At 67.6% G+C, this 26,654-nt stretch carries 25 protein-coding genes; 6 read left to right on the forward strand and 19 right to left on the reverse strand.

The genetic code is table 11. The features are described 5' to 3' along the window. Positions 1–136 precede the first annotated feature (136 nt). Positions 137–1,738, forward strand: coding sequence for a DUF1254 domain-containing protein (locus HV798_RS16285; RefSeq protein ID WP_175193682.1), 1,602 nt, complete (start codon positions 137–139; stop codon positions 1,736–1,738). A gap of 77 nt (positions 1,739–1,815) precedes the next feature. Next, positions 1,816–2,316, forward strand: coding sequence for an acyl-CoA thioesterase (locus tag HV798_RS16290; protein ID WP_175193683.1), 501 nt, complete (start codon positions 1,816–1,818; stop codon positions 2,314–2,316). Positions 2,317–2,410: 94 nt separating this feature from the next. On the opposite strand, the gene HV798_RS16295 is transcribed toward HV798_RS16290, so the two are convergent. The 19 genes from HV798_RS16295 to HV798_RS16385 form a co-directional block, all read right to left on the reverse strand. After that, the gene (locus HV798_RS16295; protein WP_175193684.1) at positions 2,411–3,421 is read right to left on the reverse strand and encodes a sterol desaturase family protein; all 1,011 of its coding nucleotides are present in this window, start codon (positions 3,419–3,421) and stop codon (positions 2,411–2,413) included. 2 nt (positions 3,422–3,423) lie between these two features. Then, the gene (locus HV798_RS16300; RefSeq protein ID WP_175193685.1) at positions 3,424–4,215 is read right to left on the reverse strand and encodes a polysaccharide deacetylase family protein; all 792 of its coding nucleotides are present in this window, start codon (positions 4,213–4,215) and stop codon (positions 3,424–3,426) included. After that, a complete protein-coding gene (locus tag HV798_RS16305; protein ID WP_051593687.1) occupies positions 4,199–5,143 on the reverse strand; it encodes a YVTN family beta-propeller repeat protein in 945 nt (314 codons plus the stop codon). Before HV798_RS16305 ends, HV798_RS16300 begins: the two co-directional genes overlap by 17 nt. A gap of 222 nt (positions 5,144–5,365) precedes the next feature. Further along, positions 5,366–6,238, reverse strand: coding sequence for a DUF2950 family protein (locus HV798_RS16310; protein ID WP_425486150.1), 873 nt, complete (start codon positions 6,236–6,238; stop codon positions 5,366–5,368). A 26-nt stretch (positions 6,239–6,264) separates the two neighbouring features. Further along, complete coding sequence (locus HV798_RS16315) at positions 6,265–7,629, reverse strand: DUF3300 domain-containing protein (RefSeq protein ID WP_175216473.1); 1,365 nt, start codon at positions 7,627–7,629, stop codon at positions 6,265–6,267. A 145-nt stretch (positions 7,630–7,774) separates the two neighbouring features. Beyond that, entirely contained in the window at positions 7,775–7,990 is a 216-nt protein-coding gene (locus HV798_RS16320; protein WP_006227327.1) for a TOBE domain-containing protein, read from the reverse strand. A 99-nt stretch (positions 7,991–8,089) separates the two neighbouring features. Beyond that, the gene (locus tag HV798_RS16325; protein WP_175193216.1) at positions 8,090–9,019 is read right to left on the reverse strand and encodes an ATP-binding cassette domain-containing protein; all 930 of its coding nucleotides are present in this window, start codon (positions 9,017–9,019) and stop codon (positions 8,090–8,092) included. A 31-nt stretch (positions 9,020–9,050) separates the two neighbouring features. After that, positions 9,051–9,884, reverse strand: coding sequence for a MetQ/NlpA family ABC transporter substrate-binding protein (locus tag HV798_RS16330; protein WP_175193217.1), 834 nt, complete (start codon positions 9,882–9,884; stop codon positions 9,051–9,053). Between the two features lie 16 nt (positions 9,885–9,900). Beyond that, positions 9,901–10,563: a methionine ABC transporter permease gene (locus HV798_RS16335; protein WP_175193218.1), complete on the reverse strand. Its 663-nt coding sequence runs from the start codon at positions 10,561–10,563 to the stop codon at positions 9,901–9,903. Next, complete coding sequence (locus HV798_RS16340; protein ID WP_175193219.1) at positions 10,563–11,372, reverse strand: methionine ABC transporter ATP-binding protein; 810 nt, start codon at positions 11,370–11,372, stop codon at positions 10,563–10,565. The genes HV798_RS16335 and HV798_RS16340 overlap by 1 nt, the downstream gene beginning before the upstream one ends. A 28-nt stretch (positions 11,373–11,400) precedes the next feature. Next, positions 11,401–12,627 (reverse strand): acyl-CoA dehydrogenase family protein, encoded by a 1,227-nt coding sequence (locus tag HV798_RS16345; RefSeq protein ID WP_175193220.1) that lies wholly within the window; start codon positions 12,625–12,627, stop codon positions 11,401–11,403. A gap of 26 nt (positions 12,628–12,653) precedes the next feature. Next, a complete protein-coding gene (gene ssuC / locus HV798_RS16350; protein ID WP_175193221.1) occupies positions 12,654–13,439 on the reverse strand; it encodes an aliphatic sulfonate ABC transporter permease SsuC in 786 nt (261 codons plus the stop codon). Beyond that, positions 13,439–14,611 (reverse strand): FMNH2-dependent alkanesulfonate monooxygenase, encoded by a 1,173-nt coding sequence (ssuD, locus tag HV798_RS16355; RefSeq protein ID WP_175193222.1) that lies wholly within the window; start codon positions 14,609–14,611, stop codon positions 13,439–13,441. Before ssuD ends, ssuC begins: the two co-directional genes overlap by 1 nt. Positions 14,612–14,629: 18 nt before the next feature. Next, a complete protein-coding gene (locus tag HV798_RS16360) occupies positions 14,630–15,595 on the reverse strand; it encodes a sulfonate ABC transporter substrate-binding protein (protein ID WP_042885520.1) in 966 nt (321 codons plus the stop codon). A 14-nt stretch (positions 15,596–15,609) separates the two neighbouring features. Then, a complete protein-coding gene (gene ssuE / locus HV798_RS16365; protein WP_175193223.1) occupies positions 15,610–16,203 on the reverse strand; it encodes an NADPH-dependent FMN reductase in 594 nt (197 codons plus the stop codon). A gap of 50 nt (positions 16,204–16,253) precedes the next feature. Further along, positions 16,254–17,060: a MetQ/NlpA family ABC transporter substrate-binding protein gene (locus tag HV798_RS16370; protein ID WP_175193224.1), complete on the reverse strand. Its 807-nt coding sequence runs from the start codon at positions 17,058–17,060 to the stop codon at positions 16,254–16,256. Between the two features lie 1,059 nt (positions 17,061–18,119). Beyond that, entirely contained in the window at positions 18,120–19,490 is a 1,371-nt protein-coding gene (locus HV798_RS16375; protein ID WP_175193225.1) for an LLM class flavin-dependent oxidoreductase, read from the reverse strand. Between the two features lie 21 nt (positions 19,491–19,511). Beyond that, positions 19,512–20,729: an SfnB family sulfur acquisition oxidoreductase gene (locus HV798_RS16380; protein WP_175193226.1), complete on the reverse strand. Its 1,218-nt coding sequence runs from the start codon at positions 20,727–20,729 to the stop codon at positions 19,512–19,514. 3 nt (positions 20,730–20,732) lie between these two features. After that, complete coding sequence (locus tag HV798_RS16385; protein WP_175193227.1) at positions 20,733–21,974, reverse strand: SfnB family sulfur acquisition oxidoreductase; 1,242 nt, start codon at positions 21,972–21,974, stop codon at positions 20,733–20,735. A 232-nt stretch (positions 21,975–22,206) separates the two neighbouring features. Here HV798_RS16385 and HV798_RS16390 point away from each other — a divergent pair, with 232 nt between their 5' ends. The 4 genes from HV798_RS16390 to HV798_RS16405 are packed head-to-tail and all read left to right on the forward strand — an operon-like array spanning position 22,207 to position 26,628. Continuing rightward, complete coding sequence (locus HV798_RS16390) at positions 22,207–23,034, forward strand: hypothetical protein (protein WP_175193228.1); 828 nt, start codon at positions 22,207–22,209, stop codon at positions 23,032–23,034. Between the two features lie 34 nt (positions 23,035–23,068). Next, on the forward strand, positions 23,069–24,757 hold the full coding sequence (locus HV798_RS16395) for an ABC transporter substrate-binding protein (RefSeq protein ID WP_175193229.1): 1,689 nt from the start codon (positions 23,069–23,071) through the stop codon (positions 24,755–24,757). Between the two features lie 21 nt (positions 24,758–24,778). Continuing rightward, the gene (locus tag HV798_RS16400) at positions 24,779–25,756 is read left to right on the forward strand and encodes an ABC transporter permease (RefSeq protein WP_175193230.1); all 978 of its coding nucleotides are present in this window, start codon (positions 24,779–24,781) and stop codon (positions 25,754–25,756) included. Beyond that, complete coding sequence (locus tag HV798_RS16405; protein ID WP_051593680.1) at positions 25,753–26,628, forward strand: ABC transporter permease; 876 nt, start codon at positions 25,753–25,755, stop codon at positions 26,626–26,628. The genes HV798_RS16400 and HV798_RS16405 overlap by 4 nt, the downstream gene beginning before the upstream one ends. Positions 26,629–26,654: the final 26 nt, after the last annotated feature.

The following is a 26,654-nucleotide window of genomic DNA, read 5'->3' on the forward strand; positions in this document are numbered from 1 at the left end:
GGGCTTTCCCGGTGGATTTGGCGGCCAAACCGGGGGTTTTCGCAGATTTTGGATGATCGCGGGGCTGCTACCATTGCCGGCGGCGGGTTCCGGCCCGCCTTTTCCGCCTGATTCCCGCACGCCTGTTGGAGCGCCGATGCGCCGCTTTGCCCCCTTGACCCTGTCGCTGTCGGCGCTGTCGCGCATGGCTTTGCCCCGGACGGCCCTGCTCCACGCCGCCCTTTCCCTGACGACCCTGGGCCTGGGCGCCGCCCCCGTCCTGGCCGCGCCCACGCTGTCGCCGGCCGCTGCCGCCACCGAGGCCGCCCATGACGCGGCGATGGAAGGCTATCTGTACTTCTATCCGCTGGTCACCATGGACCTGACGCGGCGCCAGTTCACCCATCCGTCGCAGGGCGCCCTGGGCGCCCCCGCCAACGCCTTCCTGCACCAGCGCGCCCTGCCCCGGCCGGGCGCCGCGACGCCGTGGGCCAACCCGGACATGCTGCGCAGCACCGCCTGGCTGGACCTGACGGCCGGCCCCGTGGTGCTGTCCGCCCCCGACACACATGGCCGGCTCTACACCCTGACCCTGCTGGACATGTGGAACGAGGCCTTTGCCACGCTGGGCAAGCGCAGCACCGGCACGGCACGCGGCAACACCGCTCTCGTGCCGCCGGGCTGGACCGGCACGTTGCCGTCCGGCATGCCGCGCATCGACGCCCCCACCGCCTATGTGTGGGCCAAGAACCTGATCCAGGCCGATGGCCCCGCCGACTATCCGGCCGTCAACGCCTTGCAGGACGCCTTTACCGTGACCCCGCTGGCCCAGTGGAACCTGCCGCCGCAGTCGCAGCGAGTCAAGGCGGACCCGTCCCTGGATCTGAAGATTCCGGTGCGCGAGCAGGTCGAGTCGATGCCGACCGATGCCTTCTTCACTTACGCCGCCGAGCTGCTGCGCAAGAACCCGCCGCACGCCACCGACCAGCCGGTGCTGGCCAAGCTGCGCCGGGTCGGCTTGATACCCGGCCGGCCGTTCGATTTCGACAAGCAGGACCACCCGGTCAAGCAGGGCCTGCGCCGCGGCCTGCGCACCGCGCGCGACCGCATGCAGGCAGCCGCGGGCGTCACGCTGGGCGGCGTCAACGGCTGGCAGCGCGAAACCGCCAGCGCGGGCGTCTACGGCAACGCCTATCTGCGGCGTGCCCTGTCGGCCCAGGCGCAGCCGGGCGCAGGCCTGCCCGAAGACCTGGCCGTGCTGCTGCTGGCCGCCGACAGCCAGGGCCGGCCGCTGGAAGGCGCGCACCGCTACACCCTGCATTTCGCCAGCGGACAGTTGCCCCCGGCCGGTGCGCTGTGGTCGCTGGCGGCGTACGACAGCCAGGGCATGCCGGTCGCCAACCCGCTGGACCGCTACGCGCTGGGCGACCGCGATCCGCTGCAGTACAACGCCGATGGCTCGCTGGATGTGGTCATCAGCCACGCCGCGCCCGAGCCGGGCGTGCAGGCCAACTGGCTGCCGGTGGCGGCCACGGGGCCGGTGACCGTGCTGCTGCGGGCCTATGCCCCCGGCCCGGCGCTGCTGGACGGCCTGTGGGCGCCGCCCGCGGCCGTACGCGACGAACCCGCGCCGGAACCCCTGGTGGACGCAGAACCGGCTCCGGCGACGCCCGCCGCCGCGCCGGCACCCGCGGCCTCGGCGGCACCTGCGGCGCCCCCCGCCTCCGGTAAGACGCCGGCCGCCGTGAAGAAACCCTAGCAAATGCCGTGAAGACGGCGATATGACAGGCTTTCGCCACTACCATAGGCGTTTTATCGCCGAGTAGAACGCCCGCCATGGACGACGCCTTTAGCCACCAACTGTCGATGACCATCCTGATGACGCCTGACATGGCGAATTTCTCAGGCAATGTGCACGGCGGCACCATTCTCAAGTACCTGGACCAGGTGGCCTACGCCTGTGCCAGCCGCTACGCCGGCCAGTACGTCGTGACGCTGTCGGTCGACCAGGTCGTGTTCCGCGAGCCGATCCACGTCGGCGAGCTGGTGACCTTTCTGGCAGCGGTGAACTACACCGGCCGCACCTCGATGGAAATCGGCATCAAGGTGGTCACTGAAGACATCCGCAAGAAGCTGGTGCGCCACACCAACAGCTGCTACTTCACGATGGTGGCGGTGGACGATGCGGGCGCGCCGACGGCGGTGCCGCCGCTGGCGCCGCGCAACCTGGAAGAAAAGCAGCGCTTCGAGGCCGCCCGCCTGCGCCGCGAACTGCGCCAGGAGATGGAACGGCGCCACGACGAGATCAAGCGGGAAACCACGCATGAAGCGCCATAAGGCGCCATAAGGCGCACCCATGAAAAAACCGGGCAAAGGCCCGGTTTTTTCATGGCGCGGCATCTGCCGCGATCCGATGGAGACGGACAGCGGCTTAAGCGCCCTCGGTTGCCCCCGGCGGGCGCGGCGGGGCGGTGACAGCCGGCTCGCGGTCGCGGCCCACCATGCGTTTCAACCCCAGCCACTGCTGCGCCCAGAAGCCGCGGCCGTAGTCGCGGCCGCCCAGTTCGGGCTGCTGGTCGTGGATGCCCGTGGGGCCGTAGCCCACGCCAAAGCGCGCCGAGCGGAACAGCACGTCCCAGATGGGAAACAGCGCGGCAAAGTTGTAGCCGCCCGCCGGCCCCGGCGTGGACGCGTCGTAGGCGATGGAATGATGGTGGCGGTGAAAGCGCGGGCTGACCAGCAGGCGCTCGCCGATGGCGCCGAAGTGCATGCGCAGATTGGCGTGCGAGAAGCTCTGCGCCAGCTGGGTGATGGCCACGATCGCCACGAACTGCGCGGGCGGCACGCCCACCAGTTGCGACACGAACACCACCAGCACGTCGCGCAGCATGTCGTCGAGCAGGTGGTTGCGGTCGTCGCTCCAGATGGTCATCTGGCGTTGGCTGTGGTGCACGGCGTGCAGCGCCCAGAGCCAGCTGTAGCGGTGTTGCGCGCGGTGATACAGGTAATCGACCAGGTCGAACAGCAGCAGGTAGATGACCAGGCTGACCCAGGCGTTATCGGTGACGCCGGGCCAATACTGATCCAGCTGGAACGGCGCAAAGCCCCAGATGTGCAGCTGCCCGAAGACGCTGTCCCAAAACGGGTCGATGGTGAAGAACAGCGCCAGGCGGAACACGCCCAGGCGATGGATCAACGTGTAGAGCACGTCGATGCCGATCTGCTGGCGGTCGGTGACGGCTTCGACCGGGCGCAGGCGTTGCAGCGGGCCGAAGATCAGCAGCAGCACGGCCACCTGCACCAGGCCGACCAGCAGCCACATGGTGGCGTCGTAGCCGTCTTCGATGAAATTGCTCAGGCCCAGGTGGAACAGCGCGGGCTGCACCAGGGTTTCAAACAGCCATTGCTGGCAGTTCCCGAACCATTGACTAAGCGTATCCATGATCAGTGATGCGTGGCGATCCAATCGCGGTAAGCGGGATGCGTATCCAAAGTAGCAAAACAATAGCCCTTGCGCTGCAAGCCTTCAATCAGCGGCTCGAGCACGGCGGGGGCCCAGGGGGCCTGGCGCGACCAGATGCCCAGGTGCGCCAGCAGGATGTCGCCGGGCTTGATGGTGCGCAGCGCCTGGTCCAGCAGCTTGGCGTTGGGGTATTTGTCGCTGGGCAGTTCGTCGCCCAGGAAGCCCGCCGGGGCCCAGCCCACGTGCTCGTAGCCGCAGGCCTTGGCGGCGCGCAGCAGGGCCGGCGAGGTCTTGCCGCCCGGGGCGCGGTACAGCGGCAGCATGGTCTTGCCCGTCATCTGCTTGAAACGGGTGGCCGACCGGGTGATTTCGGCGCAGTATTGCTCGGCCGTCCAGGTCTGGCGCTTGCCCGTGTCGGGGCCGGCGCTGGGTTTGACGCGGAACTTGCCGTCCGGCAGGTCGCCCTGCCAGTAGACGTGGTCGTAGGTGTGCGAGCCGAACACATGGCCTTCGGCGGCGCGCGCCTTCCACCAGGGCGCCCACTGGTCGTCCAGGCTGCTGCCGTCGGTCAGTGTGCGCTCGTTGGCCAGGAAGAACGTGACCTTGACGTGGTGGCGCGCCAGCACGTCGGCGATCAGCGGGGCCACGCCCATGTGGCCGGTGTCGAAGGTCAGGTAGACGGGCTTTTCGCACACCGCCGGGGCCGCCGTGGCGGCCGAGGCCGTCATGGCCAGGCAGACGGCGGCGGCGAGGCGTTTAGCGGGTCGGCGCATGGTTCAGCGTCCAGACCCCGTGCGGCGACTTGCCCACGTTGACCTGCTTGACGACCTTTTTCTGGTCCAGGTCGACGACGGTGAGCTTGCGCGCCCAGCGCGAGGTGACCAGCAGCGTCTTGCCGTCGGCCAGCACGTCCATGCAGTCCGGGCCGCCCGGCACCGGGAAGGTGTCGACCACGGCCAGCGTCTGCAGGTCGATGCGGCTGATGGAGTTGGCGGTGCGGTTGCTGACGAACAGGTGGCGCTTGTCGCCCTGCGCGCGGAAAGCGTGCGCGCCGGCGGCGGTCTTGATGCGGGAAATCAGCTTGGCCGGGCCGTTGCTGACGTCGTAGGCCTCGACGTAGGAGTCGCCGGTCAGCGCCACCAGCAGCGTCTTCTGGTCGGGCGTGAGGAACACGTCGGCCGGCGTCTTGCCGGTGGAGACGGTCCATTTGGGCGTTTGCGTGGCCAGGTCGATGGCGATGAGCTGGTCGCTGTCCTGCAGCGTGACGTACGCCGTGGTGCTCTTGGCGTCGATCATGATGTGGCTGGGCGTCTTGCCCGCGGGGATGCGCTTGACCAGCTTCAGGTCAAAGCCTTTTTCCAGCGGCTTCCAGGCGTAGATGTCGATGTGGTCCAGGCGGTTGGCGGCCGTGACGAACCACTTCATGTCCGGCGAGAACTGCAACTGGTAGGGGTCGACGATGCCGGTCAGGGTGCGCTGCACCTCGCCGGTGTTCGGGTCCATCAGCGTGATCGAGTCGCCGGTGGCGTTGGCCACCATCAGCGACTTCTTGTCAGGCGTGAGATACAGGTGATGCGGTTCCTTGCCCGTGGGCACGCGCCGCACTTCCGTGTAGGTGGCGGGATCGACGATGCTGACGTTGGCGTCCAGGGAGTTCAGGACAAAGATGGGGGCAGACACCGCCGCGGCGCTGAGCGCCATCCCTGCGCCGAAAATGGCGCAGCGGACAAAATGCAAGGGATTCAATTTCCAGGTCCGACAAGAGGGGATCGGGAGCCGATCCCAATGCCCGCCATTTTGGCATAGCCGCCTGTCAAAAAACCGTAAGCCAAAACGCAATCCGGCGCGCTCCGGGCAAAGGCCGAGCCGTGTTGCGACCCCGCAACAACGGCGACCCCGCCCAGCCTGCAACAATCGGAAAAATCATTTGGCGCCAACGGGTTGCGGGCTGGCGTCAATCCAGTTTCCGAACGACACATCGCTGCCCTGGAGCCGCGGCGCGCGGCTCGCGGTGTTGGCCCCCAGGTCGGCCTCGCGCACCCCGCCCTGGGCGCCGATGACGAAGCTGCCGATGCCGGTCTGGCCGTAGCGGGCGGGCCAGGCGATGATCCAGTAGCCGTCGCCGCCGCGCGCGGGCAGCACCTTGTAGCGATAGCCGTCGTAGGCGTCGGCCGCCGGCACGTCCGGGCCCATCGCCAGCGCGTCCGGGCCGAAGGCCTGGGGCGGGTAGCCGGGCAGTTCCGGCCAGTACAGGCCGTCGGTGGTGCCGGGCCGGCTGACCAGCCGGTCGGCGTAGCGGCCCTGGCCCACGCCGTCGCGATAGCGGGCCTGGGCGGCTTGCAACGCGTGCAGGGTGTCGATGGTGCTCAGTTCATTGCGGCCGATGGTGCGGCGCTGGATTTCGGCCTTGCCGGCCACGGGGTCGAAGCGCCAGCCCTGCGCCACGCGTACGATCGGCACCGCCATGGTCCAGCCCGAATCGCCCACGCCCAGCCAGGCGCGCCGGTCGCCGTCCGGCACCACTTCGTGTTTCCTGGCCCAGGCGGCCAGGAAACGGTAGATGTCGTCTTGCGCCACGCCACCGGGCACGATCTGGCGGTAGTTCGGCCCCAGCACTTTGGCAAGGGCTTCACGGTCGCTGGTTGCCAGCGCCTCGCCGAACGCGTCGGCCGCCGCCTGCGGCGTGGGATACACCTGCTGTGCTGCAACGGGCGCAGCCAGGGCCGCCAGCGCCAGCAGCGCGGCCGCGCCGGCCAGGCGAATGCCGCGGCGCGAATGTTGGGCAAGCACATTCATCATGGAGACTCCGCTGTTCATGGTGCCTACCTCCGGCCGCCGAAATGGCCGCCACCCCCGCCACCGCCAAGATGCCCGCCCCCGCCGCCGGCTCGTCCGCCCCCTGCACGCGCGCCATCGCCGCCTCGCGGCGCGGGCGCCGCCCGTTGGCTGCGCTGCGCCTGTTGGCGCATGCGGTCGCCGTTGCCGGCATCGCGCAGGGCGTTGTTGCCGTTGTTGGCGCGTGAGCGATCACGCGCCGCCGCCGCATCCGCGCGCTGGCGCTGGGCGGCCGCATTGCGGTCTGCCGAAGGCGTCGCCCTGCGGTCGGCACCGGGAGCATGGCGGTCGGCCGATGGTTCGCGGCCCGCGCCCGGCGTCCGCGTGCCGGCGCCCCCCTGCCCCAGGCGATCGCCGCCGCGCGGTTCGGCGTGGCCGGGAATGGATTGGCCGGTACGGCCCTGGAAGGATTGCGCGGCGCGGTCGCGGGCGGCTTCGCGCGAACCCGGGGCGGGCGCCGGGCGTCCCTGCCCCCGATTCTGCAAACCCGCCTGGCGCTGGCTGTCAAAGCGCTGGCGGCTGCCCGCATCGGCGTAGGGCACATTGCCGCGATGGTCCGGATTGTGCTGCCAGTTCGCACGGTTGCCATTGGCCGCATTGATGCGCTGGTTGACGTTGATGTTGTTGTACCGGTTGACATTGATGTCGACGTCGTTATGGCCCCAATTGAAGCCGCCCCACATCGAATCCACCGCCGCCACGCCCAGCCCGAAACCGATGCCGGCCACCAGCGACGTAGCGAACACGGACCCTGGCGGTGGCGGGTAGTAGGCGGGGGGATAGGCGGGGTAAGGCCAGGTGCCGTAGACCACGGTTGGGTTGTAACTGGGCACGTAGACCACCTGCGGATCGGCCGGCTCGATCACCACCACGGTCTTGCCGCCCGTATCGCTGGAGGTGACCTTCTGCTGCGGCGTGCTCTTGAGGTTGCCGGCCTGGCGGGCCTGGGCCCGCAGCCGCTGCACGGAATCCATGACGTCGTCGGGCTGCGCCAGGAAGGCATCGCCCACCGATTTCACCCAGGCGGGCTGGCGGCCCATCAGGTCCATCACCGATGGAAAGGCGACCAGCGACTTGACGCTGGGGTCCCAGGATTCGGGTTCGACGGCCTTGGCGGCGGCGTCGCCCGACAGATTGGTGTGCGCGGCGGACCATTGCGCGGCCGCGGCGATGTCGTCGGGGTAGGTGGCCCCCATCAGCACTTGCGATAAAAGGGCATCGGGATACAGCGCCACCGGCGCCAGTAGCTGGTCAAGCTGTCCCTTGTCGAGCTTGGCCTGCGCCATGGCGGGCAGGCAGACGGCGAAACCCAGGCACAGGCAGCCGATGAACCACGCTTGCAGTCGACGCATTTCCCGTTCTCCATGATCGCAACGCAACTGCTACAAACAGGGTGGAACCGCCGGATACCGCGAAGACAATATATCCCGAAACCGGCGCCGGGCAAGCGCCAATTTCGGGGTCAGGCATCAACGCCCGGGCACGACAGGCCCGGCGTTACAGCTTGGCGACCGACACTTCGGTGGCCTTGACGAAGGCCAGCACCTCGGTGCCCACCTGCAGATCCAGTTCCTTGACCGAGCGGGTGGTGATGACCGACGTGACGATGCCGGCGGGCGTGTCCACGTCGACTTCCGAGACCACCGGGCCCAGGATGATTTCCTTGATCTTGCCGCGGAACTGGTTGCGGGCGTTGATGGATTGAATGCTCATGGTCCTGCTCCTAAGTAATGGAAAAATGCCGGTGACAGGCGCCTGCGCGTTATCGGCGCCGGCACATGGAACCGCGGTGGCGGCCCGGGCGTGACGGTGCTATACCGCCAGCCGCAGGTGCCGGATCTGTATGACTGGCGCGAGGGGCCTGTCCCCTTGCGCCGCCGTTTCCTGCTCTGCGTTCTGCTCTATTCCCTGTTTCATCACCACGCGCAGCACCCGCGCTTCCAGCGCCGCGAACGCGGCCGAACCGCGCGCGCGGGGCCGCGCCAGCGTCACGCGTTCGTCCAGCGCCACGCGGCCGTCCTCGATCACCAGGATGCGGTCGGCCAGCGCCACGGCCTCGCCAACGTCGTGCGTCACCAGCACCGCGGTAAAGCCGTCGCGCCGCCAGATGTCTTCGATCAGCTGCTGCATGCCGATGCGCGTCAACGCGTCCAGCGCGCCCAACGGCTCGTCCAGCAGCAACAGGCCGGGCCGATGCACCAGCGCGCGGGCCAATGCCACGCGTTGGCGCTGGCCGCCCGACAGCTGCGCCGGCCAGTCGCCGCCGCGGTCGCCCAGGCCCACCTGGCGCAGCACGGCGGCGGCCTGCGCCCGGGCCTGGCCGGGCAGGCCCAGCGCCACGTTCTGCAGCACGCTCTTCCAGGGCAGCAGGCGCGCGTCCTGGAACATCATGCGCACCCGGCTATCGGCCGACCACTGCGGAAAGTTGTCGAACAGCACGGGCGACCGGGTGGGCAAGCCGCCCTGCTCGCCGCTGGCGGTTTCCAGCCCCGCCAACAGGCGCAGCAGCGTGCTCTTGCCGCAGCCGCTCTGTCCGACCACCGCGACGAACTCACCCGGCGCGAATTCCAGGTCCAGGCCGTTGAGCACCACGCGTTCGCCATAGCGCTTGGCCAGCTTGCGCAGGGTCACGCGCAGCGCGGGACGGGTGGCGGGCTCGTCGTCCTGCATGGCATCCGGTTCGATCCGCCCCGGCACGTCCAGGTGCTGCAGCAGCTCGAACTCGTTGGGGTTGATGAACATGGCCGCAGCCTCCTGTGGCGTGCGCTGCGCCCTAGCGGGTCGCGGCGAGCTTCTGTTGGTAGTCGGTCTTGACGAAGCCGGCGAAGGACTTTTCGGTCACGGCCAGGAACTCGGGCGAGGCATAGGCCGCGGCGATGTCTTTGACATACGGCTTGTCCAGGTCGGCCGTGCGCACGGCCACCAGGTTCTGGTAAGTGGGCGTGGTCTTTTCCAGCGCCAGCGCTTCGGTCAGCTTCAGGCCCGAGGCCAGCGCAAAATTGCCGTTCACGAAGGAATAGTCGGTGTCTTCCAGCGAACGCGGCAGTTGCGCGGCTTCCAGCGGAATCAGTTTGATCTTCTTGCTGTTCACGGCCACGTCCTTCTCGGACACCTGCAAGGGGTCGTAGCCTTCGCGCAGCTTGATCCAGCCCAGTTCCTGCAGCACCACCAGCGCCCGCGCCTGGTTGGTGGGGTCGTTGGGCACGGCCACGCTCACGCCTTCAGGGGCCGCGTCCACGCTCTTGTATTTGCGGCTATAGATGGCGATGGGCGCGGTGGGCACCTTGACCAGCTCGGACAATTCCAGCTTGTTCTTGGACGCGAAGTTCTTCAGGTACACGATGTGCTGGAACGCGTTGGCGTCCAGCGCGCCCTGGGCCAGCGCAAAATTGGGCTGCACGTAGTCGTTGAACTCGACGATGCGCACGGTGTAGCCCTGTTTTTCCAGGATGGGCTTGATGCCCAGCTTGATCTGGTCGCTGTAGGGGCCAGCGGTGGCGCCGAACACGATTTCCTTCTTGGCGGGGTCGGCGGCCTGCGCGCCGGCGGACAGCGACAGCGCGGCGGCGGTCAGCGCCAGGGTCAGGAGATTGCGGGTCATGGACATGGTCTTGCCTCTGGAATCAGCGTTTGTCGATACGTCGCGCGACGGTATTGCCGGCGAACTGGATGATCTGCACCAGCACGACGAGCAGCGCCACGGTGAGCACCATCACGTCGGTCTGGAAGCGGTAGTAGCCATAGCGGATGGCCAGGTCGCCGATGCCGCCGCCGCCCACCACGCCCGCCACGGCGGAATAGGACAGGAAGCTGACGGCCAGCACGGTCAGCGCCAGCACCAGGCCCGAACGCGCTTCCACCAGCAGCACGCGGCGCACGATCTGCAATTCCGACGCGCCGGCCGCATGCGCGGCTTCGATGACGCCACGCGGCACCTCGCGCAGGCACTGTTCCACCAGGCGGGCGAAATACGGAATGGCGGCGAACGACAACGGCACCGCGGCGGCGACCGGCCCGATGGACGTGCCGGCGATGACCCGCGTGAACGGCACCAGCGCCACCAGCAAGATGATGAAAGGGAACGAGCGCACCGTATTGACCGTCCAGCTCAGCAGCCGGTGCGCCACCGGGCGGTCCAGCGACTGCCCCGGCCCCGTCAGGAACACCAGCACGCCCAGCGGCCCGCCCAGCAGGATCGACGCCGCCAGCGCGATGCCCAGCATCAGGAAGGTCTGGCCGACGGCTACGCCCAGCTCGGGCAGCAATTGCACAAAGGTATCCAGCATTACGCGACCTCTTCATAGGGGTGGGTGGCTTCGCGGATGAGTTCGCGGCCCAGCGCCGACGACAGGTGCACCCCGGCGCCCGAGATCTCGGCCTGCTCCAGCACCTGGCCGTTTTCCATCACGGCGACGTGGCGGCACAGCGCGCGCACCACCGCCAGTTCGTGCGTGACGATCACGATGGTCACGCCCAGGCGCTTGTTGATGTCTCGCAGCACGCTCAGCACGGAGCGGGTGGTTTCGGGGTCCAGCGCCGAGGTCGGCTCGTCGCACAGCAGCACGGCCGGCTCGCTGGCCAGGGCGCGGGCGATGGCCACGCGCTGCTTCTGGCCGCCCGACAATTGCGCTGGATAGCTGGTCGTCTTGTCGGTCAGGCCGACGATCTCCAGGCAGTCGCGCACGCGCGCCGAAATCTGTTCGCGGCTGCGTCCGCCGTGCACGCGCAAGGGGAAGGCCACGTTCTCGAACACGGTCTCGTTCTGCAGCAGGTTGAACTGCTGGAAGATCATGCCGATGTTCTGGCGCGCGGCGCGCAGGTCGCGCTTGGCCAGCGCCGTCAGTTCGGTGCCGCCGACGCGCACCGCCCCCTCATCGGGGCGCTCCAGCAGATTGATCAAGCGCAGCAGCGTGGACTTGCCCGCGCCGCTCTTGCCGATGATGCCGAAGGTGTCGCCCGCGCGGATCGACAGCGACACGTCGCGCACGGCATCAAAGCGCCCGGCGCGCGTGGCGAAGGCCTTGCTCACGCCGTCCAGGCGGATCAGCGGCTGCGTCGCGGCGGCAACGGCGGAAAGGGAGGCAATATCGGTCATCGGATCAGGAAAGGGGAAGTCATGCGTGTCAGGAATACGCGGTGGGTTCGGGAATCTGGTCCAGCAGCGCATAGCGGCCCAGGTCGCGGATCTTGTAGGCCACGGGATCGTGCAGCGTGTGCACGCGGGCATTGCGCCAGAAACGGTCGTAGCCGTAACGCGCGGCGGTGGACGAGGCGCCGGTGACATCGAACAGGTCATTGCCGACATCCAGCGCCGCGCGATGCGCCAGCACCTTGGCCTGGGCGCCGGCGACCGCCACTTCGCCGCGCTCGTCGGCGGTCAGCGACGGCCCGCGCGCCAGCGCGGTGTCCAGCTGCTGCCCCGCCAGGTCGGCCAGCGCCTGCGCGGCCTGCACCCGCAGCCAGAATTCGCCGAAGCGTTCCTGCACATAGGGGTCGTCGGCATGGCGCTGCACGTCCGACGCGAACCAGGGCCGTGCGTGGTCGCGCACATAGCGGCGCGCTTCCTGGAAGGCGCCGCGCGCGATGCCCAGGTACAGATTGGTCATGATCAGTTGCGCCACCTGCGAACGCAGCGTGGCGCGCGGCGTGGGCGCCACACCTGGCGCCTGCAACACCTGGATCGGTTCCAGCCGCACATGATCGAAGCGCACGGTGCCGCTGTCGGTCTGGCGCTGGCCGAAGGCGTCCCAGTCGGGGTTGACGGTGATGCCGTCCGTGCGCGTCGGCAGCGCGGCGATCAGCGCCGTGCTGGAGGTCTTGTGCCAGGCCGAAAACGTCAGCAGGTCGGACCCCACCGAACCGGAACTGAAATTCTTGACGCCATCGATGCGATAGCCGTCCAGCTCGGCGCGCGCCACCACCCGCCGGTCCAGCGGATTGAGAGCATTGCCCCAGAACAGATGGCGTTCGACCGTGGGCCGCAGGAAGTACTCATGCTGCTCGGTCGTGCCGTACAGCAGCACGCCCGCCACTTGCAGATGGTGAAAGCCGAACACATGCGCCAGCGCGCTGTCGGCCTCGGCCAACGTGCGCACGGCGCCCAGCACCGTCGACCACTTGGCGCCCGCGCCGCCGTACTGCGTGGGCACCGACAGGCGCAGCAGGCCGCTGGCGCGGATCAGTTCGCGCTCGGCGCCGGCATGGCCGCCCGCGCGGTCGCGTTCGACGGCGGTGGCTGCCAGTTGCGCTGCCAAGGCCTGGACGGCGCGAGCCACATCGGCGCCGCGGGCCGGCGCGGCGCCACCATGGGGCGCCCGGTTCGCATCTTGGTCTGTGGAAGTCTTGGCCATGGAATCTCGTTGCAAAGAATGGGCGCTCAGGCCGGCCGATAGGCTGGATTCCAGCGCAGCAGGCGCCGTTCCAGCGCCCGCGCCAGCGTGTCGGCCACCTTGCCCAGCAAGGCGTAGAGCAGGATGCCGAGCAGCACCACGTCGGTCTGCAGGAATTCGCGCGCGTTCATGGTCATGTAGCCGATGCCGGATTGCGCCGAGATGGTCTCGGTGACGATCAGGATCACCCACACCAGCCCCAGCGCGAAGCGCAGGCCGACCAGGATCGACGGCAACGCGCCCGGCAGGATCACGTCGCGATACAGGCGCCAGCCGGTCAGGCCGTACGAGCGCCCCATTTCGATCAACGCCGGGTCCACCGAGCGGATGCCGTGAAAGGTATTCAGGTAGACGGGAAAGAACACCCCCAGCGACAGCAGCACCAGCTTGGCGGTTTCCTCGATGCCGAACCACAGGATGATCAGCGGAATCAGCGCCAGCACCGGGATGTTGCGGATCATCTGCAAGGTGGTGTCCAGCAAGGTCTCGGCCGTGCGGGACGAACCGTTCAGCAAGCCCAGCGCCAGGCCCAGCCCACCTCCCAGCAGCAAGCCCCACAGCGCCCGCAAGGCGCTGATGCGCACGTGCTGCCAGAGCTCTCCCGATACCGCCAGCGACCAGGCGGCCGCAGCCACCTTTGAAGGCGCCGGCAGAATCCGCGACGACAGCCAGCCGGCCTGCGCGGCCAACTGCCACACGAGCAGGATCAGGGCGGGGACCAGCCACGGCGCCAGGGCCGCGCGCCAGCCGCCGGGCTTCTGGGCGGCGCTCATCAGCTGGCCGATTCCTTGGGCACCAGTTCGGTGGCCATGACTTCGCCGAACGGGCCGGTCAGCACGGTGTTTCCGACCTTGTTGCCGCCCTTGCCGGGCAGCAGCGGGAACACCAGTTCGGCAAAGCGGTACGACTCTTCCAGGTGCGGATAGCCCGAGAAAATGAAGGTCTCGATGCCCAGGTCGGCGTATTCCTGGATGCGCGCGGCCACGGTCTTGGGGTCGCCCACCAGGGCGGTGCCGGCGCCGCCGCGCACCAACCCGACGCCGGCCCACAGGTTGGGCGAGATTTCCAGGTGCTTGCGGCCGCCCTGTTCGTCGTTCAGCTTGCCGCCGTGCAGCGCCGCCATGCGGCGCTGGCCTTCCGAATCCATTTTCGAGAACGCGGCCTGTGCCGCGCGCACCGAGTCTTCGCTGAGATGGCTGATCAGTTCGTCGGCCGCGGCCCAGGCCGCGTCTTCCGTCTCGCGCACGATGACGTGCAGGCGGATGCCGAAGCGCACCGTACGGCCATGCTTGGCCGCGCGGGCACGCACGTCGGCGATCTTGGCCGCCACGGCGTCGGGCGCTTCGCCCCAGGTCAGGTACACGTCCAGCTGCTCGGCCGCCAGTTCATGCGCGGCCTCGGACGAGCCGCCGAAGTACAGCGGCGGATAGGGCTTCTGCACCGGCGGGTAGATCACCTTGCCGCCCTTGGACACCAGTTGTTCGCCTTCGAAGGTGTAGCCCTCGGCGTCGTGGCTGTTTTCCAGGATGCCGCGCCAGATGCGCAGGTAATCGGCCGTGATGGCGTAGCGCTGGTCGTGGCTGACGAACACGCCGTCGCCTTCCAGTTCGCCGGGATCGCCGCCGGTCACCACATTGACCAGCAGCCGCCCTTCGGACAGGCGATCGAACGTGGCGGCCATGCGCGCCGAGAACTGCGGCGAGCTGACACCCGGCCGGATGGCCACCAGGAACTTCAGGCGGCGCGTGGCGCCGATAAGGCTGGAGGCCACCACCCAGGCGTCTTCGCACGACCGGCCGGTGGGCAGCAGCACGCCGTCATAACCCAGCGTATCGGCCGCCACCGCGACCTGGCGGAAGTAGTCGTAGCTGGCGGCGCGCGCGCCCTGGCTGGTGCCGAGATAGCGCGAATCGCCGTGGGTGGGGATGAACCAGAAGACGTCCATGGGTAGGCCTGCCCTTGTCTATTTCAGGTCCGACGGCGCGGCGTCGAACACGTTGAGGGGTTTGGGAATGAGCTTGAGCGCGTGGAACGCGTCCGCCACCTGCTGCTGCTCCTGCAGCACTTCCCGCGTGATCGGCTGCACGCCGTAAGCCAGCCGGTCGGCCGCCAGTTCGACCACGGCCTTGTCCAGCCCCAGCACCGGCTGCAGCAGCGCCACGGCTTCTGCGCGATGGTCGCGCGCCCACAGGTCGCCCTTGCGCACTTCGTCCAGCACCGTCCGGATCACGTCCGGATGCGCTTTTTCGTAGGCCCGCGCGGCCAGGAAGAATTGATAGTTCTTGACCACGCCGGTGCCGTCCGCCAGCACGCGCGCGCCCAACTGCTTTTCGGCGGCCGCCTGGAACGGGTCCCAGATGACCCACGCATCGACCGACCCACGCTCGAACGCGGCACGCGCATCGGCCGGCGTCAGGTAGGCCACGTTGACGTCGCCATAGGCGACCCCGGCGCGCTCCAGCTGCTTGACCAGCAGGTAGTGCACGTTGGACCCTTTGTTCAGCGCAACTTTCTTGCCCTTCAGGTCGGCCACGCTCTTGATCGCAGAGTCCTTGGGCACCAGGATGGCTTCGCTGGTGGGCGATGGCGGTTCGTTACCCACGTACACCAACGCAGCACCCGCGGCCTGCGCGAACACGGGCGGCGCTTCACCCACGGTGCCGAAGTCGATGGAACCGACGTTCAAGCCTTCCAGCAGCTGCGGACCGGCGGGAAACTCGGTCCACTTCACCGTGATGCCCTGCGCGGCCAGGCGCTTGTCCAGGTCCCCCAGCGCCCGCACGATGGTCAGGGTGCCGTACTTCTGAAAGCCGATGCGCAGCGTCTTGGCATCCTGCGCCTGCGCCGCGGGCCACAGCAGCGATGCGCACAGCAACGCCGCCAACCAGCGGAACACGGAAAGACGGGACACCCAGATCACGCTGCGCATGGAAAACCTCCGTTTCAGACGCTGAAGCCGCCCGCAAGCGCGAGCCGACCCAGGTCAAATGCTTCGTTGACAACCGCACCCCGCGGCGCCACCTGTTCGGCCAGCCGCTCGACCGAATCCTCCAGCCGCGCCAGCACGTCCACATCGATCTGGCTGACGCCGGCATCATCGATGCTCACCTGCTTGTCGGTGGCATAGACCCCGGCCAGAATGTGCCGTGCGCCCAGCGCGGACAGCACGGGCTTCAAGCCATACTCCAGCGCCAGCAGATGCGCCGGACTGCCGCCGGTGGCAATCGGCAGCACCACCTTGCCCGCCAACGCCTTTTCGTCCAGCAGATCCAGCACCGCCTTCAACCCGCCCGAAAACGAGGCCTTGTAGACGGGCGTGGAAATCAGCACGGCATCGGCCGTGGCCACCCGAGCCCGCAAGGCATTGGCGGCAGCCCCGGTGTAGTGCCCTTCAACCAGGTCTTCGGCAGGAATGTCGCGCAACCCCAATTCGATGATGCCCAACCCCCGCGCCCGCAACAGCTGCGCGGCATGGCGCAGCAAGGCGGAAGAACGGGAGCGCTGCGACGGGCTGCCCGCCAAGGTAAGAATGCTCATGTCAGATGGCCGGTGTAGCGTTGAAGAATCCTGCGCGGCGCCAGGCCGTTTCAGAAGGCGGGAATCAGCGAACCCTTGAATTCACTTTCGATGAAGGCCCGTACTTCGGGCGACTGATAGGCCGACACCAGCTTCTTGACCCAGGGCTGGTCCCGGTCTTTGGTGCGCACGGCAATGACATTTGCATAAGGCCCATCCGCCGCTTCACGCCCAATGGCATCACGCGCCGGCTCGAGGCCCGCCTGCGTGGCGTAGTCGTTGTTGATGGAAGCGGCAGTCAGGTCATCCAGCGAACGCGGCAACTGGGCCGCATCCAGCGCCACCAGCTTGAGCTTGCGCGGATTGGAGACGACATCAAGCGGCGTGGCATTGTTCTTCTGCTCGGCCTCGGGCTTGAGAGTAATGAGCTTATAAGCGGCGAGCAGACGCAACGCCCGGTTGCCGTTGGAGGGATCGTTCTGAATGCCGACAGACGCACCTTCGGGCAAATCATTGAGCGACTTGATCTTGCGCGAATAGAACCCCAGCGGCGCAGTAACGGTCAGCCCCACGGGCACGATGTCAAAGCCGCGCGCCTTGATCTGGTTGTCCAGGAAGGGCTTGTGCTGAAACGCATTGGCATCCAGATCACCCGCATTGAGCGCCGCATTGGGCAGCTGGTAATCATTGAATTTGACGAGCTTTATCTCAAGGCCTTGGCGGGCAGCGACTTGCTTGACGACATCAAAGATCTTCTCGGTCGTGCCGACGGAGATGCCGACGGTGATGGTCTTTTTATCTTGGGTATCCGCGTGAGCGGCAGGCGCGATCGCAAAGGCGATTGCGGTGATGGCCAGCAGGTTTTTAGCGAACGACATCTTGTTTTTTCCGAATATGCAGAGAATCGATGGTTGATTCTGGCATCGTGGGGCGGGGCGGAAAAATACTTAGTCGGTATGAAGTTATGTGTTGAAGATTGATCTGGAGGGGAATGGCTTTGTTTTGGAAATATGACGATATTTCGTGGGGTTTTAGGGGGATGGGTTGTGCGTGGGTTTGAGTTCTTAAGTCGCGCTTGGCGGGGTCGGGGTGTGGAGGGCGGGGCTACGATTGCGGTCCGGAGCCTTCGCTCCGGACTGCCCCTTCGTCATCCTCGTCCGCCTTCGGCTCCCTTCGGATTCCCTCGGGCGCATCTACACGCCCCGCCCTCCACACCCCGACCCCGCCAAGCGCTCACGATTAGGATCAGTCACGGACGTTGGGGCGGACGGTGTGCTTGGCGTTTTTTTCACGGTCAGTGGGGGGTGGGCGGGGTGGGACGGTGCCCGCTTCGTGCCGGCCGCGCGGGCGGCCTTACGAAGCTTACGCGGCGTCTTGCGGGCGCCGATGCCGCTCTCGCGCGTAGGTGAGGATGTTGTTTTCTAGCGGCGCGGATGCCGTGGCGTTCCACATCAGTGTGCAGCGCCTGATGGGCGGCGCGCGAGACGGTCAGCATGCGCAATCAAGCGCCTGCCGCGCCGCCCATCACCGCCCCACCCCCACGATGTGCGACCCAATAGAAAACCAATCCCCAACAGCGCGAAGCGCAACCGCAACACTGTCAGCAACACAAATGCCAAACGTGGCCGCCCGCGCGGCCGCGGCTTGGCGACCCTGCAGATCTCATTCCCTGTACACAGGTCTAGCAGCGCGACAAACCTCGAAAACCGTAGCTCGTCGCGGGGGTGGCTTGCGGAGTGGGCAACCTCGATGCGCCCGAGGGAATCTGAAGGGAGCCGAAGGCGGACGAAGATGACGAGGGGGAAGTCCGGAGCGAACGCTCCGGACCGCAATCGTGGGCGCCCACTCCGCAAGCCACCCCCGCGACGGGCGACCTACGAAGCAAAGCCCAACGCAAGACAAAAAAATCCACAGACGACCTCAGAAAACCCGAAGCATCAAACAATCACCCCCCGGAAGTCCCCCGTCACATGCTCCAAAGGCAACCGACTCCGCCCCACCCCAAAAAGCTTCTCCCGAAGCGTCCCCTCGACATAAGAACTCTTAAAAACCCCACGTTCCTGCAACTCAGGCACCACCAGATCGATAAAGTCCGAATAGCACTCAGGCGTCACCGTACGCGCCAGATTGAAGCCATCGATATCTGTTTCTTCTACCCAGGATGCCAGTTCCTCTGCCACCTGCGCTCCGCTGCCCACCAGCGCCGGATAACGGCCGCCCAGTGCCATGTCCGCCAGCAGGTCATTCACCGTGCGGTCCGTCCTGGCCACCGTCAGATTCTTCACTGCGGACTCGATCGCGTTGTTCTTCACATAGCGTATCGGCTCGTCGTTCCTGTATTGCGAAAAGTCTATCCCCGTTGAGCTCGCATAGTGTGCCAGGCCGGCCTCCGGGCTGGCGTAGCGCAGATACTCCGCGTGCTTTTCCCTGGCCTCGGCCTCCGTCTTGCCCACCACTGCTGTCACGCCCATGAAGAACTTGATGTCGCGCGGGTCACGGCCTTCCTTGGCGACCGACTCGCGCACGCTGGCCACCAGCTTGCGCAGGCCTTCCTTGGTTTGGCTCGACACGAACACACATTCCGCGTGGCGCGCCGCGAACGCCTGGCCGCGGCCCGACGAGCCGGCCTGGTACAGCACCGGCGTGCGCTGGCGTGACGGCTCCGACAGGTGGTAGCCCTGCACCTTGTAGTACTTGCCCTCGTGGTCTATCCGGCGCACCGCCTCCGGGTCCGCATAGACCCGGGCCGCGCGATCCGCGCGCACCGCCTTGTCGTCCCAGCTGCCTTCCCACAGCTTGTAGGCCACTTCCAGGAACTCGTCCGCGCGGTCATAGCGTTCGTCGTGCGCGATCTGCTCCGACAGGCCCATCGCCCGCGCCGCGCTTTCCAGATAGCCTGTCACGATATTCCAGCCGATGCGGCCGTTCGTCAGGTGGTCCAGCGTCGAAAAGCGGCGGGCCAGCAGGTAGGGGGCCTCGTACGTCAGGTTCACCGTCACCCCGAAACCCAGGTGGCGCGTCGCGGCCGCCATTGCCGACACCGTCAGCAGCGGGTCGTTCACCGGCAGCTGAATCGACTCGCGCAGCGTCAGGTCCGCCGAGTCCTGGTACACGTCGTATACCCCCACGATATCGGCCAGGAACAGGCCGTCGAACAGGCCGCGTTCCAGCAGCCGCGCCAGGTCCGTCCAGTAGTCCAGCGTCTTGTATTGCGTCGACGTATCTCGTGGATGCGTCCACAGGCCGTGGTTGATGTGGCCCACGCAATTCATGTTGAATGCGTTCAGGAGGATTTGCTTCTTCGCCATGGCGTGCCGCTTTCCTAAGTGTCAGGTGGTGCCGACCCGGCCGGGGACCGCGTCGTTCAGGTAGTAATTGCCCACCGCGTGGCGCTTCCAGCGTACCGGGTCGTGCAGCGTGTGGGTGCGCGCGTTGCGCCAGTGGCGGTCCAGGTTCAGGTGGTCCAGCGTGGCCTGCGTGCCGGCCAGTTCGAACAGCTTCGTGCCCGCCGCCAGCGCCGATTCCGTCGTCAGCGCGCGGGCCTCGGCCACCGCGATGGCGGCGGCGGCCACCAGGTGCGGCTGCGGGTCTGCAGTCGCCACGTCCAGGATGCGGCCGGCGCGGGCCACCAGCGCTCTTGCGGCATCCAGGCGGATCGACAGGCGGCCGAATTCGCTGAGCGTCAGCGGGTCGTCGGCCGCGCGTTCCACGCCGGCATCGATCCACGGGCGCGAGCGGTTGCGCACGAACTCCAGCGCGTCCGCCAGCGCCGCCTGGCCGATGCCCAGGTCGATCGCGGCGTGGATGATCTGCGCCAGCGGCTTGATCGTGTTGGGTGGCGCAGTGGAGTCGACCAGCACCATCACGTTCTCCGCCGGCACCGCCACGTCCTTGAACAGCACCGTGCCGCTGCCCGTCACGCGCTGGCCGAAACCCGACCAGTCGTCGATCACCTCCACCCCGGGGCTGTCGCGGCGCACGAAGGCCAGGCGCTGGATCGCGTCATCGCCCACCGTCGCAGTGGGAATCCACTGCGCGTAGAGGGCACCCGTGCAATAGAACTTGCTGCCGTTGATACGCCAGCCGCCCTCGCCGTCCGGCGACAGGCGGGTGCGGCGTTCGGCGGCGGTGCGGGTGCCGATCTCGGCCAGGGCGTTGCCGAAGCGTTCCCCCGCCAGGGCGCGGGCGTAGAAGCGGCGCTTCTGGTCGGCGCTGCCGTTCACGCGCAGCACTTCCAGCGCGTAATAGTGGTTTTGTGGAATCTGGCCCAGCGAGCCGTCGGCGCCCGAGATGATCGCCGTCACCTCGGCCAGCGTCACCCTCGACACCCCCGCGCCGCCGTATTCTCGCGGCACGGTGATGCCCCACAGACCCGATTGCGAATAGCGTTCCAGTTCCGGCAGGGGCAGACGCCGTTCGCGGTCGCGCTGGGCGGCCTCCAGGGCGAAGTCCGCGGCCAGCACGCGCGCAACGTCCAGCGCCTGGGCATCGCTGGCGATGATGGCGGCGCGCTGCGGCGCCAGGGTCGAAATGGGCGTGTCGCTCATGGCTCAGATCCAGGAATGGCGGTTGGGGCGGCGGCCGTTCAGCAGGTAATTGCCCACGGCGTGGTACTTCCAGCGCACCGGGTCGTGCAGCGTGTGGGTGCGGGCATTGCGCCAATGGCGATCCAGGTTGAATTCCGCCAGCGATGAACGCGAGCCGGACAGCTCGAACAGCGTTTCGCTGGCGGCCAGCGCGATCTCGGTGGTCAGCGCCTTGGCGCGCGCCACCGCAATGGATGCGGCGGCCACGTCGTCGGCATCCAGCGTGCGCGGGGTGGCGTCGTCCAGGTGTGCGGCGGCTTCCAGCAGCACGGCCTGCGCGGCGTGCAGGTCGATGAACAGGCGGCCCACGTCGCCGATCACATAGGGGTCTTGCGTGGCGCGTTCGACGCCGGCCTCGGCCCACGGGCGGGCGCGTTCGCGCAGGAATTTGACGGTGTCGTTCAGCGCGGCCTCCGCAATCCCGGCGTCGATGGCGGCCTGCATCAGCTGGGCGAACGGGCCTTGCAGCGCGGGCTTTTCCTGCACCGCCCAGGCCGGCAGCACGGCGTCAGGTTCGACCCGCACGTTGTCCAGCAGCACCGTGCCGCTGGCGGTGGTGCGCTGGCCGAAGCTGGACCAATCGTCCACCACCGTCAGGCCCGGCGCGCCGCGATCCAGCAGCACCGTCACCAGGCGGCCTTCGGTGTCCAGCGCCTTGGTGGGTATCCAGTGCGCGTACAGCGCACCGGTGGAATAGTATTTTCGCCCCGACAGCCGGTAGCCATTGCCCTCGGCCACCAGCCGCGCCTGCACGTCGCGCGCATGGCGGGTGTGGCGTTCGGGGCCGGCGTTGCCCAGGCGACGGCCGGCCAGCACGCCCTCGTAGTAGTGCCGCTTCTGCTGCGGTGTGCCCACCTGGCGCAGCAGGTTGAGCGAGCCGAAATGATTCTGGGGAATCTGGCCCAGCGACGGGTCGGCCGCGCTGATGATGCGAAACACCTCGGCCAGCGTCACGTGCGACACCTGGGCGCCACCGTATTCGCGCGGCACCGTGATGCCGCCCAGGCCGCTGGCGGAATAGCGTTCGATCTCGCGCCACGGCAGGCTGCGGTCCCGATCGCGCTGCGCCGCGCCCTGTGCGAAGTCGGCGGCCAACGCATGCGCGGCGTCGAGGGCTTCGGCATCGCTGTGCAGCCGGGCGGCCGGCACCACGCGAGGCGCCTCGTCGTTGTCCTGCGGAAAGGGGGAAGCTGCGGCTTGCGGCATGAGACGGGGCGCCAGGGGTGAAAACATGCAGCCTATCGGCGCGGCCCGGCGCGCGGAAGGACGGATTTCTCATGCGGTTATTTGAAATCGGTATATGCCGCGCCGTGCCCCGCGCTACCTGTTAGCAGGCGTCGCGGCGGCATAACGAAATCACCAAAGAGTGTTTGCGGGCGGCTTTCGCGCTTGCTTAGAGTCGAGCTTTTCCGAGCCCTGCGCCCTGCCGCCCGCCTTCATGCCCGAACTGGATCTGCCTATTGCCCTGGACTACGACGGCGCGCTGGAAGCCCGGCTGTTCGACGACATCCGCGTTGTCGTGGCGCCCAATATTCCGGCCGCACGCATCGAGCCGCCACGCGACCTGGCCAATGCCGACGAGCGCCAGGCAGCCGGCGAATACGCCATCTGGAACACCGTGCACGACCTGTTCATCACGCAGGTGGCGGCGCATGCCATTGCCGGCCTGTTCCGCGACGACTCCGAGTTCCAGTTCGCCCTGGCGCGCCAGTTGGGCGACGACGCGGCCCATGCGGAATTCTCGCGCGGCCGCGCTGCCGCGCTGCTGGGCCGCGACCCCTTGCCCGAAGTCGAGCAAGGCGTGCGCGATGCCTGGGACCTGGTCGGCGGCTTTGCGCTGCGCAATTGGCAGAACTTCCTGGCCTGGCAATTCCATTACGAACATTACATCCTGGCACGCCTGTTCGTGAACCGCCGCACCGCCCGCGTGCTGGACTTCGGCCATCGCGAATTTGGCGAAAACCGCATCCTGCCCGACGAAGAAGCGCACCGCATCCGCATCACGCAATGGTGGCTGCGCAAGCTGGCGAACGCCAGCGAGGCCCAGCGCCATGACTGGACCGAAAGCCTGATCCAGGCCGATGAAGACGTGCAACGCATTCTTGGGCCTTACCTGCGCGATTCCTGGCAACTGAACCTGCGCGCCACCGGCCTGGATACCCGCGGCCACGTCGCGCTGTACGACGCCTGGCGGCGCGAGCTGCTGGCCACGCTGCTGCGCGTGGCCCCCGACGACCTGCCCCCCTTGACCAGCCTGGCCGCCTAACCCGGCGACGCCCATCACGACCGAAGGAACCCGCATGACCCAGCCCTTGCCCCCGGCGTTCGACACCGACGCGCCGCAGGACACCGTCAACCCCCTGCGCCGCTGGCTGCTCAGCGCCGGTGCGCTGATGGGCACCGGCGCGCTGTTTCCCAACGTGATCTTCGCGCCGGCCCATGCCGACACGCAGAGCCTGCCGAACACGCTGCAAGGCGCCACCCCGGGTGGCGTGCTGAACGCCGTGGTGCACCCCGAGCCGCCCACGCTGGCCTTCTACCTCAATTCGTCTACGCCCACGGGCGCCGTGGCCAGCAAGATCTTCGACGGCCTGGTGGAATACGGCCCCGACCTGAAACCGCGGCCGGTGCTGGCCGAAAGCTGGACCGTGTCGGAAGACGGCAAGACCATCACCTTCAAATTGCGCCAGGGCGTGCTGTGGCACGACGGCAAGCCGTTCACCGCGGCCGACGTGAAGTGGTCCGCCGAAGAGGTCTGGCTGAAGCACGCGCCCAGCGCGCGCCGCGTGTTCCAGTACCTGAAGCAGGTGGAAACGCCTGACGACCACACCGTGGTGCTGCACCTGTCGCAGCCCACGCCGGTGGCGCTGAACGCCATCGACTCGCTGGGTGCACCGATTCTGCCGCGCCACCTGTTCGAAGGCACCGACATCCAGAACAACCCGTACAACAACAAGCCGGTGGGCACGGGGCCGTTCGTCTTCAAAGAATGGAATCGCGGCAACTACATCGTGCTCGAACGAAACGCGCACTACTGGCAGCCCGAACGGCCCTTCCTGGACCGCATCGTGTGGAAAATCGTGCCTGACGTGTCCGGCCGCGCCACCGCGCTGGAAACTGGCGCGGTCTCGTATGGCGAGCGCAATCCGGTAGCCTTCACTGACGCCACCCGCCTGTCCAAGCTGCCCAAGCTGGCGGTGGACACGTCCGGCTACAACGGCTTTGCCGCGTGGCTGTGGCTAGAAGCCAACTTGCGCGACCCTATCCTGTCGAACCTGAAGGTGCGCCAGGCCATCGCCCACGCGGTCAACAAGCAGGCGCTGGTCAAGACCGTCTGGAACGGCTATGCCGAACCCTTCGTCAGCCCGGTGCCTTCGCTGGTCAAGCCGTACCACAACCCCAACGTGCAGCAGTATGCCTACGACCCCGCACTGGCCGAGAAGCTGCTGGACGAAGCCGGCTACCCGCGCGGCGCCGGCGGCTGGCGCTTTGCGCTGACCCACGACTACATTCCGTTCGGCGACGATTACCGCCGCACCGGCGAATTCGTGCGCCAGGCGCTGCGCAAGATCGGCATCGACGTCACCCTGCGCGGGCTGGACCTGGCCACCTGGACCCGCAATGTCTTCACCGACTACAACTTCCAGCTGATCAGCTCGTGGGGCACGGTGCTGATCGATCCGCAACTGGGGGTCGAAACCCGCTACTGGAGCAAGGCTGAAGCCCGCGGTACGCCCTGGTACAACGCGTCCGGCTACAACAACCCCGACATGGACCGCGCCATCGAGGCCGCCCAGGTCGAGACCGACCCCAAAAAACGCATCGAACAGTACAACGAGGTGCAGCGGCTGGCGCAGCGCGATCTGCCGCTGATCGGCCTGTTCGAATTCCGCTGGTTCGGCGTCTGGGACAAGCAGCTGCGCAACGTGACCGACGCGTCGTCCCACTCGCGCAACAACTTCGCCAACGTCTGGCTCGGCAAGGCCTGAGCGCCGCGGGACCCACCAGCCATGTTCGCGCGCCTGCCCCGCCCCGTCCGCTACCTGCTGCAGATCCTGTTCGTGGTGGGCGCCACGGCGGTGGCGAATTTCTTCCTGCTCAAGCTGGTTCCCGGCGACCTGGTGGACGTGATCGCCGCGGAAAACAGCGGCATCACCCCGGCCCACGTGGCTGAGTTGCGGCTGGCCTACGGGCTGGACCAGAGCGTGCTGGCGCAACTGGGCTATTACCTGAAAAGCCTGGCGTCGCTGGACCTGGGCTATTCGTTCCGCTATGGCGAGCCGGTGGCAACGCTGATCTTTGGCAGGCTGCCGGCGACGCTGGCGCTCATTGGCACCGGGCTGGCGCTGTCAGTGGTGTTGGGGGTGCTGCTGGGCGTGCTGGCGGCACGGCGGCCGCATGGTCTGTTGGACACACTGCTGTCGGCCCTGGCCACGGCCGGCTATTCGGCGCCCATGTTCTGGACCGCGCTGATGCTCATCGTGGGGTTCGGCGTGCACCTGGACTGGCTGCCGGTCGGCGGCATTCGCGACGTGGGCGCGGCCTACCAGGGCTGGGCGCTGTGGCTGGACCATGCGCGGCACCTGGCGCTGCCGGTGGCCACGGTGGCGATCTACTACGTGGCCATCTACGCGCGGCTGTCGCGCGCGTCCATGATCGAAACGCTGCAGGAAGACTACATCCGCACCGCGCGCGCTCGCGGCAATGGCGAGGCCCGGGTGATCTGGCGCCATGCGCTGCGCAACGCGATCCTGCCCGTCGTCACCATGCTGGGCCTCCAAAGCAGCGCGCTGCTGGGCGGCAGCATCGTGGTGGAAACCGTGTTCGCCTGGCCCGGCCTGGGCCAGCTGTCGTTCGAGGCCATCGCCAGCCGCGACGTCAACCTGCTGCTGGGCATCCTGCTGATGAGCGCGGCACTGGTGGCGGTGATGAACATTGCCGTCGACGCTACCTACGGGTGGCTGGATCCCCGTGTGAGAAAAGCATGACGCTGCGTATCGGCTTGCTTGCCACGCTGCGCCTGTTGCGCGCGCCGTCCGCCGCCATCGGCGCGGCCATCCTGGCGCTGCTGCTGGGCGCTGCCGCCACCGCCGGCTGGCTGTACCCCGGCGACCCGCTGGAGATGGTGGGTGCACCCTTCACCTGGCCCGGCAGCGACGCCGAGTTTCCCGCCGGCACCGACCTGATGGGCCGCGACATCCTGGCCGGCCTGTTCCACGGCGCGCGCGTGTCGTTGCTGGTGGGCGGCGCCTCCGCCGCCATCGCCTTGGGTATCGGTCTGCTGGTGGGCGCCTTTGCCGGGTACGCCGGCCCGCGCACCGACGCGGTGTTGATGCGCGTGACCGAACTGTTCCAGACCGTGCCGTCGTTTCTGCTGGCGATCGTGCTGGTGGCGATCCTGGGGCCGTCGCTGTCCACCATCATCTTCGCGCTGGGCGTCACGTCCTGGACCGGCATCGCGCGCCTGACGCGCGGCGAATTCATCGCGCTGCGCGAACGCGAATTCGTGCGCGCCGCCCAGGCGCTGGGCGCGGGACACGCCCGCATCATCTTCCGCGAAATTCTTCCCAACGCCCTGCCGCCCATCATCGTCACCACCGCCGTGCTGGTGGCCAACGCCATCCTGTCGGAAGCCGGACTGTCGTTCCTGGGCCTGGGCGACCCCAACGTGGTCAGCTGGGGCAGCATGGTGGGCGCCGGCCGCGAGGCCCTGCGCACCGCCTGGTACATGACCGCCCTGCCCGGCCTGACCATCATGGCCGCCGTGCTGGCGCTGAACCTGCTCAGCGATGCCATCAACGACGCGCTCAACCCCAAGCTGCGGCGCCGCACAGCCACGGCGCCCGCGCCCGCGCGCTGACCCGTCCGGGCCTTGCCAACACGAAT

Source organism: Achromobacter deleyi (assembly GCF_902859705.1).
In the GTDB taxonomy this organism is placed as follows: domain Bacteria; phylum Pseudomonadota; class Gammaproteobacteria; order Burkholderiales; family Burkholderiaceae_B; genus Achromobacter; species Achromobacter deleyi.